12 protein-coding genes are annotated in these 13033 nt (G+C 69.7%); 7 read left to right on the top strand and 5 right to left on the bottom strand.

The window, feature by feature from the left end; all coding sequences use genetic code 11:
- Positions 1 to 110: 110 nt before the first annotated feature.
- From ACFO3Q_RS07585 to ACFO3Q_RS07565, 5 genes are all read left to right on the top strand, one after another.
- Positions 111 to 593, top strand: coding sequence for a hypothetical protein (locus ACFO3Q_RS07585; protein ID WP_377004043.1), 483 nt, complete (start codon positions 111 to 113; stop codon positions 591 to 593).
- A gap of 316 nt (positions 594 to 909) precedes the next feature.
- Positions 910 to 1116, top strand: coding sequence for a hypothetical protein (locus tag ACFO3Q_RS07580; RefSeq protein ID WP_377004042.1), 207 nt, complete (start codon positions 910 to 912; stop codon positions 1114 to 1116).
- Between the two features lie 98 nt (positions 1117 to 1214).
- Positions 1215 to 1595 carry a hypothetical protein gene (locus ACFO3Q_RS07575; RefSeq protein WP_377004041.1) on the top strand — a complete coding sequence of 127 codons (381 nt, stop codon included), beginning with the start codon at positions 1215 to 1217 and terminating at the stop codon, positions 1593 to 1595.
- Positions 1596 to 2227: 632 nt separating this feature from the next.
- Positions 2228 to 2947, top strand: coding sequence for a CPBP family intramembrane glutamic endopeptidase (locus ACFO3Q_RS07570; protein WP_377004040.1), 720 nt, complete (start codon positions 2228 to 2230; stop codon positions 2945 to 2947).
- 200 nt (positions 2948 to 3147) lie between these two features.
- On the top strand, positions 3148 to 3546 hold the full coding sequence (locus tag ACFO3Q_RS07565; RefSeq protein ID WP_377004039.1) for a YkvA family protein: 399 nt from the start codon (positions 3148 to 3150) through the stop codon (positions 3544 to 3546).
- 51 nt (positions 3547 to 3597) lie between these two features.
- On the opposite strand, the gene ACFO3Q_RS07560 is transcribed toward ACFO3Q_RS07565, so the two are convergent.
- The 3 genes from ACFO3Q_RS07560 to ACFO3Q_RS07550 form a co-directional block, all read right to left on the bottom strand.
- Positions 3598 to 4956: a glycoside hydrolase family 16 protein gene (locus ACFO3Q_RS07560; protein ID WP_377004038.1), complete on the bottom strand. Its 1359-nt coding sequence runs from the start codon at positions 4954 to 4956 to the stop codon at positions 3598 to 3600.
- Between the two features lie 220 nt (positions 4957 to 5176).
- Positions 5177 to 6778, bottom strand: a complete 1602-nt coding sequence (locus tag ACFO3Q_RS07555) for an L-lactate permease (protein WP_377004037.1) — start codon at positions 6776 to 6778, stop codon at positions 5177 to 5179.
- 68 nt (positions 6779 to 6846) lie between these two features.
- A complete protein-coding gene (locus ACFO3Q_RS07550) occupies positions 6847 to 9549 on the bottom strand; it encodes a bifunctional acetate--CoA ligase family protein/GNAT family N-acetyltransferase (RefSeq protein WP_377004036.1) in 2703 nt (900 codons plus the stop codon).
- Between the two features lie 128 nt (positions 9550 to 9677).
- On the opposite strand from ACFO3Q_RS07550, the gene ACFO3Q_RS07545 reads away from it, so the two are divergent.
- Positions 9678 to 10022: a hypothetical protein gene (locus ACFO3Q_RS07545; protein WP_377004035.1), complete on the top strand. Its 345-nt coding sequence runs from the start codon at positions 9678 to 9680 to the stop codon at positions 10020 to 10022.
- A 152-nt stretch (positions 10023 to 10174) separates the two neighbouring features.
- Here ACFO3Q_RS07545 and ACFO3Q_RS07540 read toward each other — a convergent pair whose 3' ends face one another.
- Together ACFO3Q_RS07540 and ACFO3Q_RS07535 are read right to left on the bottom strand one after the other, a co-directional pair.
- Positions 10175 to 11020 (bottom strand): 23S rRNA (adenine(2030)-N(6))-methyltransferase RlmJ, encoded by an 846-nt coding sequence (locus tag ACFO3Q_RS07540; protein ID WP_377004034.1) that lies wholly within the window; start codon positions 11018 to 11020, stop codon positions 10175 to 10177.
- Positions 11021 to 11120: 100 nt separating this feature from the next.
- Complete coding sequence (locus tag ACFO3Q_RS07535) at positions 11121 to 11999, bottom strand: NADP-dependent oxidoreductase (protein ID WP_377004033.1); 879 nt, start codon at positions 11997 to 11999, stop codon at positions 11121 to 11123.
- A gap of 205 nt (positions 12000 to 12204) precedes the next feature.
- Between ACFO3Q_RS07535 and soxR the strand changes: the two genes are divergently transcribed.
- Positions 12205 to 12654, top strand: a complete 450-nt coding sequence (gene soxR / locus ACFO3Q_RS07530) for a redox-sensitive transcriptional activator SoxR (protein WP_377004044.1) — start codon at positions 12205 to 12207, stop codon at positions 12652 to 12654.
- Positions 12655 to 13033: the final 379 nt, after the last annotated feature.

Below are 13033 nucleotides of genomic sequence, written 5' to 3'. Positions count from 1 at the left end.
GACCCCTCGGCGCCACAGGCCGCATGGCTGCTGGCTATGAGGGGTTCTTCAGGGCCGACTATTGAAGACGCCGCATCGCGACGCGGCTTGACTCAGGTGTTTGACCTTGCATGGATGATTCGATGGTTGTCGTAGATCTCGTGCCGCACGTAGGTGCGGGCCCCATCCTGCTTGGCAGCCCGCGTGTACAGGCTCGCCAAGCTCTTCTCGCGCTTGGCTTTCCACTCGAGTGGTCTCGCGGTTCTGTGGATTACTTTTTCGAATCTGCGATTCAGACACAATGTGGCCCCGATGATCGGATTTCCTTCATTGGCTTGTCTTGTCATGAGCGTTTCACGGTTCGGTACCAGGGCAGGAACGTGTTTGCGCTGCCCGCCGCGCAACTTTTTGCGCTGATTGCTGCTTCGGAAGAGTCTGGGGCGCACACCTACGAGCCCTGCGAGTACTGCTTTCCTGATCAGGTCATTACGCTGTGGGATGAGGACGAGCAGTACGACCGTCTTGGCAACGAGAGCAATCCTGTATGGGCCCAGGTGGGGGTTGGAAGTCAAGCATATGTGGCTGCTATTGGGGCTGTCCGCGGCAAGGTCTGACGGTTTATTCAAGCCGATGTCGCTTCGTGGCGCGGCTTAACTCAGGCGCTGGGCCCGGTAAAGCAGGGGCGTGCCGCCCCATTCGAAGGGAGCAGGGCTTGCCGGCTGCCGGCTCGTTTCACAATATGCGGCGGCCCTGATCGAAATTGTGGTGTCGGCACCGTCCTGGTTGAACGCATGGTTCCATCTGAGGCCGATCTCGCCGAGGCGACTCAGGCAGACAACAAGGCTCGGAAGTCTCGTACAAGCGGGCTCGGGCGTCACAGTTCATTCAAGGTGGCCGGGCTTCGGTCGGCTTGTTCAGGCATTAGATCTCATGAGAAGCGATCCTGTAGCCCGTAAGTGGCAACGCACCATCCTCGGCAAGTGCGAAGACGCTCTGGGTCGCTCGCTTACTGAAGTCGAGGCGCGTTTCATTACCTCGCGTGGCAGCTACCTTGCCCTCGAAGCGATTGACGACCATGTGGCCAGTCTCGTCAGTCAGCCTGAAGAGCTTGCGGCATTCCTCAACTCGGAGGCATGAAGCGGCACTCGGACCAGCGGCGTCGTAAGCTGAGGTCTGACAGTTCGTCAAAGTCGACGCCGCTTCACGGCCTGATTCAGAATATTAAGGCTAACATCATGGCTTATTCGCTGCACATAGAACGAACAAGCTCGAACATCTCGCTTGAGGACTGGCTCACCGCTGCTTCAACCATAGGTGCGCTGCGCCTGCGGACCACCGCATATGCCACGGTCAATCCAAGTACTGGAGAGATCATAGAGATTGATCGATCTCCAGGCGATCTTGAGATCGCACTCCCGCAAAGCTTCCTTTCGCGCGCTCTTGGCAAGGAGAGACAATGGGAGCCCGCGTTCTTTTTTTCGCAAGGCCGCGCGAGCTTCCGCTCTCCTGACAATAGTTATTCCGCGCATGACCCGATTCGCAAGGCTGCCGCTGCACTCGCAAAGGAGCTTGGCGCAGCCATCGTCGGAGATGAGGGCGAGGAGTACGCGTGGTGAGCCCTGATAATTCATTCGGCCAACGCCGCTTCGCGGGTGCGGCTTAATTCAAGCGTTGTACGACACGGAAAGTAGCCAGTGAACCTACCTCTCGTCGTGATCATCGTGGGCTTGGCGATGTCCTTTGCCAGCTGGATCTGGTTTCGCCACCCAGGCCAGGCGTTCTGGTCTGCCGGCCCCGTCTGGAGGGCTTCTCAGTACCTGAGGCCTACCGGTGCCAAGCTCTGGATAGCCGGTACGCTGGTTTCAGTGATCGGGATGACCTGGCTCCTGCTAGGCCAGTATTCCTTGGGCGCGTGAAAGGTGGTCGGCCAGCAGGTCGGCTGGAGGGCTTGACAGCTCGTCAAGCCGATGCCACTTCGTGGCGTCGTTTTTTCCAACCCTCACATGAACATCTTGCGGTAATCGTTCTGGAGTCATCATGGCTGCGGCAACTTGCGTAAGCCCGAGGGCGAGGTGCGACTGCAGGCGCCGGGCGTGGACGTCGAGTTCAGCGGCGCAAGCGTCGAGCAGAGCGATGCAGTGATCACGGTTCGGCTGGATTCGTGACGATGCTGCATGCGCCAGCCTGACTGTCCGTTCGAGCTGAACCCTTCTGGCGGGGCGGCTTGGTGTTGGATACCAGGAGGACTATGGACGCTGCAATTTCCTCAGCGCTTTTCGCTGCAACCTGCCTTGTCGTGGCGCTTGCCGTCCTGCGCGCCGACAGGCGGGTCACGGCTGTAACTGCGGCAGCAACCGCGTTGTATCTGGGCCTGGACGATTTCGTCACCGGCCTTCCGCATCTCATTCCAGCGCTGGACTTCCTGGGCGGCCGTTGGAACTGGTCCGGGAAGGTCTTGAGCCTGGCGCTGTCGGTCGCGGTCATCGTCGCCCTGAGGCTGTCGCCGGATGCGTTGGGTTTCAGGTTCAGGCAGGAGCATCCCAGGCTCGCCTGGATGTCCTTGGCCGGTTTCGTCGCATGGGGTGCGATGCTCGGGGCCATCTTTCAGCCCGGTATGGCCGATCCCGAGACGCTCGCCTTCCAGGCGACCATGCCTGGACTTGCCGAAGAGATCGTCTACCGCGGGATCGCTCCGGCGGTGTTGCTTGGCCTGATCAACAGCAGGCCTCACGTCAGCGATGTCCCCTGGGCCGTCATCATTGGGACCTCCCTGATGTTCGGTGTCTGGCACGCCCTCAGCTTTTCGCAGGGGTCGATCGACTTCGAGGTCATGTCAGGCTTGTTCCCGATGATTGGCAGCATTGCCGGCGGCTGGCTGCGCTTCAAGACCCGAAGTCTGCTGATACCCGTCCTGGGCCACGCCCTGGCAAACGTCGCTTTTCATGTGGCTGGCGGGCCCGGTGGCTGAAACCCGTTCAAGCCGATGCCGCTTGGTGGCGCGGCCTGACTCCGGCGCTGGCCGATGGATTTCCGGTGCTGCGTGCGCCCGTGCGCCAATGGAGGACGGGATTGCCAGCGGGACGAGACCGGCAGCCTCCAACCGCCGCCTTCGCGCGCTTCGGCGCCGGGACGTGCATGCTGTCGTCCTTCCATCGATCTGGAGGAGCCATGGTCAGGGTGATCCTGGGGCGCATGCGGAAGGTGCTGATGCGGCGGGCGCGGGGCGTGGTGCCGGAGGACATCGAGCGGGTGCTCGGCGAGCGCGAGGCGATCCAGTCGAAGTTCGGCGAGAAGGGGCCGCTGCGGGCCTTCCTCGGCGATGCGCGGACGCTGTTCGCGATGCTCAACGACTACCGCCGGGGCGCGTACCGCGACCTGCCGTGGACGAGCATCGCGGCGACGGTGGCGACGCTGCTGTACGTGCTCAGCCCCATCGACGCGATTCCCGATTTCATTCCGGTGCTGGGGCTGGTGGACGACGCGATGATCGTCGGTCTGTGCCTGAAGGCGATCGGCACGGACCTCGACCGCTACACGCAGTGGAGGAAGTCGCGGCCGGTCGGGTAGCCGCGAAGCCCCTTCCCGGGAAGCGGGAAGGGGCGGGTGCGCGTGGAGCGCTCAGGGGCTTTCGTAGTACACGTTGTCGATGGCGAACTCGACCGGTGCGCCGTGGGGATCGGCGACCACCATGAACATCTGCCGCACCGCGTGCAGGTCGAGGTCGTAGAAGGCATCGAAGGGAATGGTCACCTCGTGCCAGTTGCCGTCGCGGACCAGCCCGTAGTTCGGGCCGCCGTCGACGAAGTCGACCCAGCTGTCGCCGAACGAGGTGTTGATGCCGATCTTGAACGTCGCCGGCGTGGTGGTGCGCATGTGGAACCTGAGCGCACCGCCCGCGTAGGCGCTCATGTTGCGCACGTCGCCGATGATGCCCAGCCCGAACCACTCGCCCGCGTTCGCACGGAAGGCCATCACGTTGCCGCCCTCGTACGGCGTGGCGTCGATGGGCGTCAGGTTGTTCCACAGGTAGAGGTTGGCGTCGGCGCCGAAGTCGAGGCTGCCGGCGAGGCCAGGCTGTTCGGTGAACACCCCGAACCGGCCGGCGGGAATCGCCGCATCGCCGCCGATGTAGAGCTCGCTCTCCGGGTGGTCCTGGTAGAGGCGGATGTAGTCGACCTCCATCCGCCCGGGCAGCGGCGCGGTGATGCCATCGGGCGAGAGGATGCCGGTGTAGGTGCCGCCCACCGCCACGTTCAGGAGCAGGTAGTGCTGCTGGTGGAACTCGTGGACGGAGGCGCCGTCCGGGTCCGAGATGTCGAACGCGAAGTACTCGACGTCGTCGATGTACATGCGGATGAACTCCGGGTCCCAGGTCATCCGGTAGACGCGGAAGTCGGTGTGCAGGTCGGTGGGGCTGTCGTAGTCGCGGCTGTAGTCGGCCTTGTGGCCGTTGTAGTCCCAGTGCACCGCGCCGCCGATGCGGCGGTTGGCCATGCCCTCGGCGATGGCCGCGGCGGAACCGGCCTCCATGATGTCGATCTCGCCGCGCTCCGGCCACACGCCGACCACGCCGAGCATCCAGTACGCGGGCCACAGCCCGTTGCCGACCTCGGGCGTCCTGATGCGCGCCTCGAGCGTGCCGTACTTGAAGTGGAGGCGGCCCTCGGTCTTGAGGCGCGCGGAGGTGAAGGGGCTGCCCTCGAAGGTCTCGCGGCGCGCCTCGATGACGAGGCGGCCGTTCTCGATGCGGGCGTTCTCGGGGCGGCTGGTGTAGTACTGCAGCTCGGCGTTGCCCCAGCCGCAGAGGCCGATCTGGCAACCCGTGCCGACGTCGTAGGTCCATGTGCCGCCGTCGATGCCGGGGCCGTCGAAGTTCTCTTCCCAGACCAGGTTCTGGGCGTGCGCCGTCGGCGACAGCGCGAGCGCGACGGCACCGAGGCAGGCGGTGCCCAGCGCGAACAGGCGTGCGCGATCCATACGTAGCTCCTGTGGTCGTTGTGTCGGAGAGGCCGGACCTCCAGCGGTCGGCCGCGGCCGAGACTACCCGCCGGATGACAGCGCTGTCGTCCCTGCGCTGCCCGATGCCGGAAGCGTGCGCTCGGTCACGCGCCGGCGTGGACGCACCATGAAGGAAAGGGAAAGTCGGGGTGATTCCTGCTGCGGGGCAGCACGCGATCTGCGCGGGTCGCGCCTGCGGCTACAGCCACACCAGCCATGCGACCACGCTGGCCATCGCGCAGTAGTAGAGCATCGGCAGCAGGGTGAAGCGGATGATCTCGCCCTCGCGCCCGTCGAGCGCGACCACGCTGGCCGCGGCCACCACGTTGACCACGCAGATCATGTTCCCCGCGTTGGCGCCGAGCATCTGCAGGGCGAGGACGAGGTGCTCGGGCAGGCCGGTGTGCGCCGCCAGCGACTGCTGGAAGGCCGCGAACATCATGTTGGAGAAGGTGCCCGAGCCGGCGATGAAGGAGCCCAGCGCCCCGATCGCAGGCGCCGCCCACACCCAGTGGTCGGCGAGCGAGGCGGCGGCAAGCCCCGCCAGCTCCATCGGCATGGCGCCGAGATCGGCGTCGTTGACGTCGGAGCGGAGGAACACCCGCACCATCGGCACCGAGGTCATCAGCGCCACCGTCGCGGGCAGCAGCCGGCGCAGGCTGTCGGACGTCGCGCCGCGCAGGGTGTCGAGGCCGCAGCGGTGCAGGCGCAGCGTCGCGAGCGCAACGAGCACGAACAGCGTGCCCGGCAGGTACAGCGGCGCGACGCTGGCGGCGACGTCGGTACCCAGGATCCGCGGCCACGCGATCACGATGCCGCCCAGCCAGTCCTTGAACGGCAGCGCCGGGACCCGCGTGAGCACCAGCAGGGCCGCGACCAGCACGTAGGGCGACCATGCCCGCAGCAGCGACATGCGGGCCTGCGTGCGCGGGACGTGCGCCGTCGCGCGGATGCGGTCGGCCTCCGAGAAGAACCACGGCGTCGCCGGCACCAGGATGCGCAGCCGCGCGAGGGTGCAGACGATGGCGAGTCCGATCATCGCGCCGAGGATGGAAGGGAACTCCGGGCCGACCAGCCACGCCACCAGCCAGGCCGGGCCGGTGAAGGACAGCCCGCCCACGATGGCGAAGGGCGCGACCGCGAAGCCCGGGCGCCAGCTGCGCTCGGCGCCGAAGAAGCGGGTCAGGATCAGGCAGAGGATCAGCGGCAGCAGGGACGCCACGAAGAGGTCGATGCCGATGGCGGTGAGCGCGATCTCGCGCAGTTGCGCGTCGCTCGCCTCGGGCAGCCCCTGGGCGAGGCCGACCAGGACCGGCGTGCCCACCGCGCCGAAGGACACCGCGCTGGAGTCCGAGACCAGCGCGAGCACCACCGCGGCCAGCGGCGGGAAGCCGAGCGCCACCAGCAGCGGCGCGGCGATGGCGGCCGGCGTGCCGAAGCCCGCCGCGCCTTCGAGAAAGCTGCCGAACAGCCAGGCGATGACGATGGCCTGCACCCGCCGGTCCGGGGAGATGCCGGCGAAGCCGGCGCGGATCACGTCGAGACCGCCGCTCCGGCGCAGCACGTTCAACAGCAGGATGGCGCCGAACACGATCCACAGGATGGTCAGCGCGACCACGCCCCCTTCGAGCAGGGCCGCCGCGAGCTGGCGCGCAGGCATGCGCCACACCGCCAGCGCCAGCGCCGCCGAGATCAGCAGGCTGAGCGGCATCGCGCGCGTGGCCGGCATCCGCAGCAGCACCAGGAACACGAAGACGCTCAGCACGGGCATGAGCGCGGCAAGGCCTTGCAGCAGGGTCATCGGATGCGCCGGTCGCGGACCTGCGCCCATGGTACGCAGCGCCCGCGCAGGCGGCGCGCGGTCGTGCGCTACTCGATGGGCAGGCTCACCAGTGCGATGCCGATGTCGTCCGGGTCGGGCTGCACCTCGAAGCCGAGCTGGCGGCACATGGCGAGCATGTTCTCGTTCTCCCGCAGCACCTGCCCGGTGATGCGGGTGAGGCCGGCGCGGCGGGCGTGCTCGATGAGCTTGCGCATGAGCTGCCAGCCGAGGCCCTGGCCCTTGAGATCGGAGCGCAGCAGGATGGCGTACTCGCCCTCGCGCGGCTCGCCGGCGACCGGCTCGGGATCGGCATGGATCTGCGCCACGCCCAGCACCTCGTCCTCGGCGTCCACCGCGATGATGACGATCACCCGCGCGTAGTCGATCTGGGTCAGGCGGGCGATGAAGGTGCGGCTGAAGTGCTTGACCGGTGCGAAGTAGCGCTGGCGGATGTCCTGCGGCTCGACCCGCTCGAAGAAGCGACGCAGGCGGTCCTCGTCGTCGGGCCGGACCGCGCGCGTGCGCACGTGGCGGTCGCCGCGCAGCACCAGCTCGCCCTCCAGCGACTTCGGGTACGGCTTGATCGCGAAGCGCGGATTGGTGTCCTCGCCGCTGGGCCCGGGCAGGGACGGCGCGGCCTCGATGCGCACGCGCGCGTCCAGCGCCACCACGCCGTCGGCATCGGCCAGCAGCGGGTTGATGTCGAGCTCGCGGATCTCCGGAAGGTCGGCCGACATCTGCGACAGCTTGACCAGCGTCAGCGCCACCGCATCGCGGTCCGCCGCGTCGTGGCCACGGATGGCGTCGAGCAGGCGGGAGACGCGGGTCCGGCGGATCAGGTCGTGGGCCAGCCCCATGTGCAGCGGGGGGAGGGCGAGCGCGGCGTCGTCCATCAGTTCGACGTCGGTGCCGCCGGTCCCGAAGAGCACGACCGGCCCGAAGTCCGGGTCCTCGCCGAGGCCGGCGATCAGTTCGCGCGCCTGCGGGTGGCGCAGCATGGGCTGCAGCACCACCCCGTCGATGCGCGCGTCCGGACGCAGCGCGGCCGCGCGCGCGAGCATGGCGCGCGCGCACTCGAATACTTCGTCCACGGTCCCGAGGTCGAGCGCGACGCCGCGCACGTCCGACTTGTGCTGGATGTCGGGCGAACTGATCTTGACGACCAGGTGCGCGTAGCGCCGGAACAGCGGTTCGGCGGCGGCCGCGGCGGCGTCGGCATCGCGGGCCAGGACCACCGGCGGCATCTCGATCCGGTAGGCCGCCAAGAGCTCGGCGACCGCCTCCGGGCCCAGCCACGGCTCGCCCCGCGCCAGTGCGGCCGCGATGACCGCGCGTGCGCGTGCCACGTCGGGCGTGAAGTCCTCGGGCAGCGAGGGCGGCGTCGCCATCAACTGCTCCAGCGACTGCCGGTAGCGCACCAGGTGCACGAAGCCGCGGACCGCGCCGCTCAGCGTGCGGTAGCTGGGCACGCCGATGGCGTCGAAGGGCTCGCGGGTACCCGGGATCTCGCCGAGCCAGCAGGCCAGCACCGGCTTGGGCGAGCGCCGCGCGCGCAGGTGGGCGGCGATGCGCTGGGCCAGCGCGACCGGCGAGACCAGCGCGGTCGGCGTGTGCAGCAGGAACACCGCGTCGCACTGGTCGTCGTCGAGCAGGGCGTCCAGCGCGGCGATGTAGCGCCCGGCGTCCGCGTCGCCGCCCAGGTCGAGCGGGTTGCCGCGCGACCAGATGGGGGGCAGCGCGGCATCCAGCCGCGCCACGGTTTCGGAGGACAGTTCGGCCACCTCGCCGCCGAGATCGATCAGCCGGTCCACCGCCAGCACGCCGACGCCGCCGCCGTTGGTGAGGATGGCGAGGCGACGGCCGTCGAAGGGCCGCAGGTGCGAGAGCGTGTTGGCGGCGGCGAAGAGTTCCTCGAGATCGTTCACGCGCAGCACGCCGGCACGGCGCAGTGCGGCGTCGTAGACCGCGTCGCGGCCGGCGAGGGCGCCGGTGTGCGAGGCCGCGGCGCGTGCGCCCGCCGCATGCCGGCCGGCCTTGACCACGATCACCGGCTTGGCGCGCGCCGCGGCGCGTGCCGCGGACATGAAGCGGCGCGGTTCGCCGACCGTCTCCATGTACAGCAGGATGGCGCGGGTGGTCGGGTCGGTCGCGAAATGGTCCAGCAGCTCGCCGATGTCCACGTCCGCCATGTCGCCCAGCGAGACGATGCCGCTGAAGCCGATGTTGCGCGCGTTGGCCCACTCGACCGTGGCGGTGACGATGGCGCCGGACTGCGCGAGCAGGGCCAGGTCGCCCGGCCTGGCCGGATGCGCCGCGAAGCTCGCGTTGACCTTGGCGTAGGGGGCCAGCACGCCGAGGCAGTTCGGCCCCACCAGGCGCACGTGGTGGCGCCGCGCCACGGCGGCCACCCGCTCGCGCAGCGAGCCCGGCCCCTGGCCCAGCCCGGCGGTGATCACCACCACCACGCGCACGCCGAGACTGCCGGCCTCCTCCACGACCTTCGGCACGCGTTCGGGGAACACGGTCACGACCACTAGGTCGGGCACGTGGTCGAGGTCGCGCAGGCGCGGGACGGTCGGCTGGCCGTCGATCTCGGGGTGGCGCGGCGTCACCACCGAAAGCCGGCCGGCGAAGCCGCCGGCGCGCAGGTTCGCCGCGATGGCGCGCCCCAGGCTGCGTTCGCGCGGACTGCCGCCGACGACGGCGATGGACTGGGGGCGGAAGAGGGCGTCGAGTCCGGTCCTGTGCATGAATCCGGTCTGGGGCGGCGTGAGCGCCCATCTTCGCGCCCCGGCGGCGGCCTGTCAGCCGCGCGCCGTTTATCTGCGGGTCGGCGGAGGCGCGGCACGATGGACCGCCCGCCCCCGAGAGGTGCCCCATGTCCTTCCGTTCGCCGCTCTCCGTCGTCGCCGTCGCCCTCCTGCTCGTCAGTGGCGGTGCGGTCGCGAAAAGCTATCCGGTCGAGGAACTCAAGCGCATGGTCGAGGCCGGGAACACCCCCGAGCAGGGCGAGCAGGAGACCGTCCGCGACGAGGAGATGGCCTTCCAGGCGTGCGTGGCCGGAAAGGCGCGGGTGCTCGAGGCCGCCTCGGCCGACTATCCGACGGCGCAGGTGCTGCGTTCGCCGGTGACCGAGATCGACACCCTGTGGACGCCGGATGCGGTCATGCAGATCACCTGCGGCAACGGTCGCATGAAGATCACCCGCGCCCCGTACCGCTGATCCGGACGCCGCGGGCCGGGATCGTATCGCCCCGACGGGCCTGCGGCCCGGTTCGACCGGGATTGCACCGTGGCCGTGCACCACCGCGGCAGGGCACGGGAATCCGGTGGCGACAGGGCCTGCCGGCGGCCGTGGCGGCTCCGGCCCGGGCCTCACTCCTGCGCGCGCAGCCACTCCATGCGCGTCGCCGGCTGGTGCTGGCCCAGGGCGACCTTGAGCCAGCCGAGCGCCGGCGCCAGCGCTGCGTCGAGCTGCCACGGCACGTTGAGCACGAGCATGCCGCTGCCGTTCATGCGCAGCGGCGAGTCGTCGGGGTGGACCAGCAGTTCGACCAGCAGCGCGGACTTCGCCGGCAGCGCCGCGACCTTGCGGAAGAAGGGCTTGAGCGTGCGCCGGGTCTTGATCGGATACCACACCGCGAACACGCCCTGCGGCCACCGTGCGAGACCGTCGGCGAGGTGCTCGCGGATGGTGTCGAACTCGCGCAGCTGGCTTTCGTAGGGCGGGTCGATGAGGACCAGGCCGCGCTTCTCCTTCGGCGGAGTGAGCGCCCGGATCGCGCCGTAGCCGTCGCGCGCGTGCACGCCCACCCGGGGGTTCTCGGCGAAGAGCGCCTTGAGCGCCGTCACTTCCTGCTCCTGGACCTCGCAGCAGGCGAGGCGGTCCTGCGCACGCAGCCGCTGCGCGATCAGCAGCGGCGAGCCTGGGTAGACGCGCAGGCGCCCGTCGGGGTTCGCGGCCTGCAGGGCGGCGCGGTAGCGCGCCACCGCGGGCGGCATGCCGCCGACCTGTTCGAACACCCGCGCGACGCCGCCGGCGGCCTCGTCGGTCCGCAGCGCGTCGCCGGCATCCAGCGCATAGCGTCCGCGGCCGGCGTGGGTGTCGAGCACGAACAGCGGCGTGTCCTTGCGCTGCAGGGCGTCGAGCAGGCCGAGGAGCACGACGTGCTTGAGCACGTCGGCATGGTTGCCGGCGTGGAATGCGTGGCGGTAGTTCATCGCGCAAGTGTACGGGGCGCGGCGCCGCCGGGAGCGTGGCCGCCGGGAACCTGCGGGCGTTGCAGGCCGGGGCCCCTTCGCCGCCCGCCCGCGGATCGCGTCAGGCCAGGCGCCGGTGCCGGCGGCGGGTGGCCGCCGCGGGCGCTGCCGGACGGCCCATCCACAGCACGATCTTCCCGCAGCCGTGGCCCTGCGCCAGCGCCCGGTGCGCCGCGGCCGCGTCGACGAGGTCGAACACGCGTCGCACGTGGACGTGCAGGCGACCGCTGCCCGCGAACTGGGCGAGCGCGAGCAGGCGCCGGCGCTCGCAGCGGACACGGAGCGGGCGCGCACCCGCCGCCTCGGCCCGCGCGAAGTCCACCAGGCTGCCGATGCGGGCCGGGTCGGGCACCAGGGCGAGCGAAGCCTGCAGCGCGGCCTCGCCGCCCGCCGCGTCCAGCGCCGCGTCCGCGCCGGAGGGCAGCAGCGCGTGGAGGCGCGCCAGCAGGCCCTCGCCATAGCGCACAGGCGTCGCGCCGAGCGCGCGGAGATAGTCGTGGTTGGCCTCGCGGGCGGTGCCGACCACCTGCGCCCCGCGCAGGCGCGCGAGCTGTACCGCCATGCTGCCGACGCCGCCGGCCGCGCCGTGCACCAGCAGCCGGTCGCCGGGCGCCACGCCGAGGGCTTCCAGCGCCGCCAGCGCGCTCTGCCCGGAGGCCACCAGGGCCGCGGCCTGGATCCAGGAGAGTCCCGCAGGACGCCGCACGAGCTGCGCTTCCGGCACCACGACGTGCTCGCGGTGCGCGCCGGTGTCGCTCCAGCCGAGTACTTCGTCGCCCGGCAGCAGGTCGCGCACGTTGTCGCCGACGGCCTCGACGATGCCGGCGAAGTCGCAGCCGAGCGGCCGCGGGCGGAAGGCGTCGTCGTCCCGTCCCAGGGCGAACCAGCCGCTGCGCTGCGCGAGGTCCCAGGGCTGGAGCCCGGCGGCGACGACGCGCACGCGCACTTCCCGCCCCCGTGGCCAGGGCGTGTCCACGCGCATCACGCGCAGCACCTCCGGGCCGCCCGGGCGCTCGTAGACGACGGCTCTGGAGCGGACGCTCGTTCCTGGACTGGGGAGAGGGATCGCAGCCTGCATCGCTTGCGTTCCGGAGGGGGAGGGCGGCACGATGAAACCTCGACATTGGTTGAGGTCAAGCATGGCGATGCCCGCACACGTGCTCAGCGTGGGTGAGGTCGCGGCGCGCAGCGGCGTCGCGGTCTCCGCGCTGCACTTCTACGAGAGCAAGGGACTGATCCGCAGCATGCGCACGCATGGCAACCAGCGGCGCTACCCGCGCGAGGTGCTGCGCCGGATCGCGGTGATCCGCACCGCGCAGCGCGTCGGCATTCCCCTGGAAGCGATCCGTGCCCAGCTCGACACCCTCCCCGACGGCCGCACTCCCACGCGTGCGGACTGGGCACGGCTGTCGCGGCGCTGGCGCGAGGAGCTCGACGCACGCATCGCCCAGTTCACCCTGCTGCGCGACACCCTCGACGACTGCATCGGCTGCGGGTGCCTCTCGCTGAACCGCTGCCGCCTGCGCAATCCCGGCGACGCCGCCGCCGCGGAAGGGCCGGGCCCGCGCGGGCTGAGGGTCGCCGCCGGGGAGTGAGCGCGGGCGGGGCAAGGAATGAAGAGCGGGGAAACGAGAGGTGTGGTGTGGGCGCCCGCCTCGCTGCACCCCCATCCCAGCCTTCCCCCGCAAGCGGGGAAGGGGCTTTACGGCGAGAAGTGGGGATGAGGAGTGAGGAACGAGCGACAGCACCGCTGCTTGCACTCGCTCCTCACTCTTCTGCGCTCACTCCTCGACCGTCAGCTCCCTCCCCCGCGGACAGCGGGGGAGGGTTGGGGAGGGGGCGCTTCTGCTGCAAGAAGTGAGAGATGAGGAGTGAGAAACGCGGGGAGGTGCGACTGCGCGTCGCCCCCTTCACCCGGGTTCACCCCCGTTTTCACGGACACTTACGAGAAGGCCGATCAAGGCCATGAGGAGT

Origin of the sequence: Coralloluteibacterium thermophilum, assembly GCF_042654365.1 — a bacterium.
Lineage (GTDB): Bacteria > Pseudomonadota > Gammaproteobacteria > Xanthomonadales > Xanthomonadaceae > Coralloluteibacterium > Coralloluteibacterium thermophilum.
The sequence above is the reverse complement of the archived record's forward strand: the minus strand, read 5'-3'. Positions and strand labels throughout refer to the sequence as shown.